The organism is Streptomyces sp. NPDC006510 (assembly GCF_040611955.1).
GTDB lineage: Bacteria > Actinomycetota > Actinomycetes > Streptomycetales > Streptomycetaceae > Streptomyces.
The window spans coordinates 1-2872 of record NZ_JBEXPH010000388.1 but is presented as its reverse complement, the minus strand read 5'-3'; the positions used below and the strand labels follow the sequence as shown (position 1 = coordinate 2872).

Annotated in this window: 3 protein-coding genes; all 3 read right to left on the bottom strand. The window is 64.9% G+C overall.

The genetic code is table 11. From position 1 onward, the window contains the following. Nucleotides 1-532, bottom strand: a 532-nt coding sequence (locus tag ABZY11_RS43725) for an AAA family ATPase (RefSeq protein WP_356484506.1), incomplete at its 3' end; no start/stop codon positions are given. Continuing rightward, entirely contained in the window at nucleotides 529-1866 is a 1338-nt protein-coding gene (locus ABZY11_RS43720; RefSeq protein WP_356484505.1) for an integrase, read from the bottom strand. The genes ABZY11_RS43725 and ABZY11_RS43720, both read right to left, overlap by 4 nt. Nucleotides 1867-2332: 466 nt before the next feature. Further along, nucleotides 2333-2755: a hypothetical protein gene (locus tag ABZY11_RS43715; protein WP_356484504.1), complete on the bottom strand. Its 423-nt coding sequence runs from the start codon at nucleotides 2753-2755 to the stop codon at nucleotides 2333-2335. Nucleotides 2756-2872: the final 117 nt, after the last annotated feature.

The window sequence follows — 2872 nt, the reverse complement described above, 5'->3', positions numbered from 1 at the left end:
CGGCGATGCGCTGGGCCGTCCCGTGCGGGGTGAGCGCGCCGGAGTCGATGACGTGGGCATCCCGGCCGAGCCAGCCGAGCGCCGCCCGGTAGGGCTCGATGTGCTGGTAGGCCCACTGTCGCACCCGTTCGCTGTGCTCCGGGTCGTCGGGATACTCCTCGCGGTCGGCGATCCGTTGGCGCAGGATCGTTTCCTCAGGTGAGAGCAGGACATGGCGCACCGCGATGCGCCGGGAGGCCAGCCCTCCGAAGATCTCGTCGCGGTACTCCTGTCGCAGCAGAGTCATCGGCACCACCAGCACACCGGGCACTTCGGCGAGCAGGGCCGCCGCGGTGTCCACCACCAGGCGCCGCCAGATCGGCAGGTCCTGGAAGTCCGTCACCTCGGCGAGTCTCTTCTGGGGCAGCAGCCGCCGCAGCTCCCCGCCGATGAGTTCGGGGTCGTAGAAGGTGCTGTTCGGGATCAGATCGATCAGTTCACGCGCGGCGCTCGTCTTGCCCGCGCCGAACGCACCGTTGATCCAGACGATCATTCGTACTCCAGGACTGGTAGGCCGCTGAACAGGGGCGGAGCAGCATCGTGCAGGCCATCTGGGAGCGGCATGGGAAAAAGAGGCGTCCACAACCCCGCACCCACTACTTCTTTCTCCCACACACGCTGAAGGTATTCCCCAATCCTCTCCTCCATCCCGACCGTCACCTCGCTGTACACACCCTCCACACCCGGAAGCTCATGCCCCATTCGGGCCTCCACCGCCACGCGTGGAATGTCCCCCGGCTCATCCAGCTTCGCCTTGTGCCAGTGGCGCAGTCGGTAGATGTCCTGCCCGGCCATCTCCGGGACCGCCGGCATCGCGGGCCGCGCCCACCGCGCATACCGCGGCCCGGAGTCCCGTTTCTCGGCGCCGTCCCGCATCGGGTACCAGTAGTCCCGATCAAAATCCGTCCCCAGAAGCGGCTTCCCCGTGACAGACAGAAACGTCCACGGCTTCTCACGAGACGCCAGCAGAGCCTCGTGCATCTCATGGAGGAAGGGCGGCATCACCAGTGTCCTCCATGAGTCGTACTTCGGAGCTGCCAGCACGTGCTGTTTGTCCGCGACGTACGTCTGATACTGCACCCGCATCGCGTGCATCGCCTCGTACCGTTGCTCGGCTTCCTCGCGCACTTCGTCATCAGGCTCGGAGGCGGGCCAGTAGGGCGACGAGTAGCCCCGCTGGAGGCCGAACATCTCGCCAGGAGGGCGGGCACCGGTGAAAGCCACCGTCCAGATGTACGCCCAGCCGGCGAAGCCCCACAACGTGTGGGCGTTCACGGCCAGCTGGTGCACGGACTGGATGGACAGCTTGCGCTTGACGCGGCGGGTCTGCTTTCGCTTGTACCGGCCGCGGCGACGCTGTTCCACGATCGGGCTTTCTTCGCGCAGCCTGTACTTCACCACCGCATCGTCCATCAGCATCTTGAAAAGCCCGAGGATGCTCTTGCTGTAGTTTTCCGAGTACTTGCCGGTCACGTAGTTACGGAAGGCGTCGTACTCGAGCGGCGTGATCTCTTCGACGTTCCACTGCGCCCAGTACGGTTTGATCACCGCGTTCAGCCGCGACGCATTGGTCCTGTTCGAGTTGGCCCGCAGGTCGGCATCCTTGAACCAGCGGTCGATGTAGACCGCCATGTTCATAGCGTCACCCGCCATGCGGCGGTTGCGCTTGTTGCGGACGTCGGACTCTCGGTCGAGGCCGTAGGTGTACGCCTCGCTCTCGTCCTGGAATGGCACGCCGGGCTCGGGGCCGCTGGCGGACTCGTACCGCTTCTTCTTCGTCGGTTTTCCATCAGCGTCGAGCTTGTACTCGCCGCTCCACCACTTCACGCGGATACTGTTTCCGCGCACTTCTATGTAGGGCACCTGTCATCCCACCGATGATTGATGAGTGGTGCGCGGGGTGCTGGCTAGCATCCCCTCCACCGGCACCTCAGACTGCCTGCCCTATTGCGTTTGCCCAATGAGGCAACTGCGACATGACGAGCAGTCAAGTCCCTGCGGCTTCGTGAACCGCCTCGCGCGTTCCCGGAGGCCGCGATCTTGGGTGACTTTGGAGGACAGGACACACACCACCTCTCCTGCTACTTGGGCTGTCCTGCGGCCCCAGCTCTAGGCTGATGACGTTTCCCACCGGTCCCCCCAGCTCCCGTACGGAGACCTCCCCGGGTGGTCATGGTCGGAGTGGCATGCCGAACGAGCGTGCGTCAGGGGAAGCGTGAGGAATCCTCAACCCCGAATATCATAATCCGGTAACGGCCAAACGGTTGCGCGGCCGGACATCTTCACCCGCACTTCACTCCGACACGTCACCACCCCTCCGCAGGATCTCGACTAGCTCTTCACTGAACGCATCCAGGTCGCCGATCGCGGCGTTCGGCATCGTCCGCCTGGCCGCCTCGAACGTCGCCTTTCGCACGACCTCCGGGCTCAGGCCGGCACCACTCGACTCGCCCGGCGCAGGCTGGTCACCATGGGGCACGTCGACAAGGACAGGCTCCCCGCCGTTGGCGACGGCGACACAACTTCCCGGAGCCCAACCGAGCGCCCGATCGATTTTTGCATAGGTCAACTCGCGCGCATCCAACCCTTCCTCGACGCGCCGCCACGTGTCTTTGGAAATACCGACAGCCTCGGCCGCCGTGAGGCGGGAGGGGTATAGCTCCAGTCGGCGCGCCTTCACGCGTGACGCGAGGCGGTCGAGATCGCGAGTTCCCATGCTGGCATCTTCGCAGGGTCAGCTAGCCTCGATCTTGCATGACGGTCCGTCGGTTCTTCCGTCGGGCCGTTTCGCTGTTGCGGGTTGGTCGTGGGAATGCTGGTGGCCCGGCTGTCG

What these genes read in the sequence shown, in the direction of transcription:
- ABZY11_RS43715 (WP_356484504.1), bottom strand. Translation starts at nt 2,755, where the DNA reads ATGGGAACTCGCGATCTCGACCGCCTCGCGTCACGCGTGAAGGCGCGC.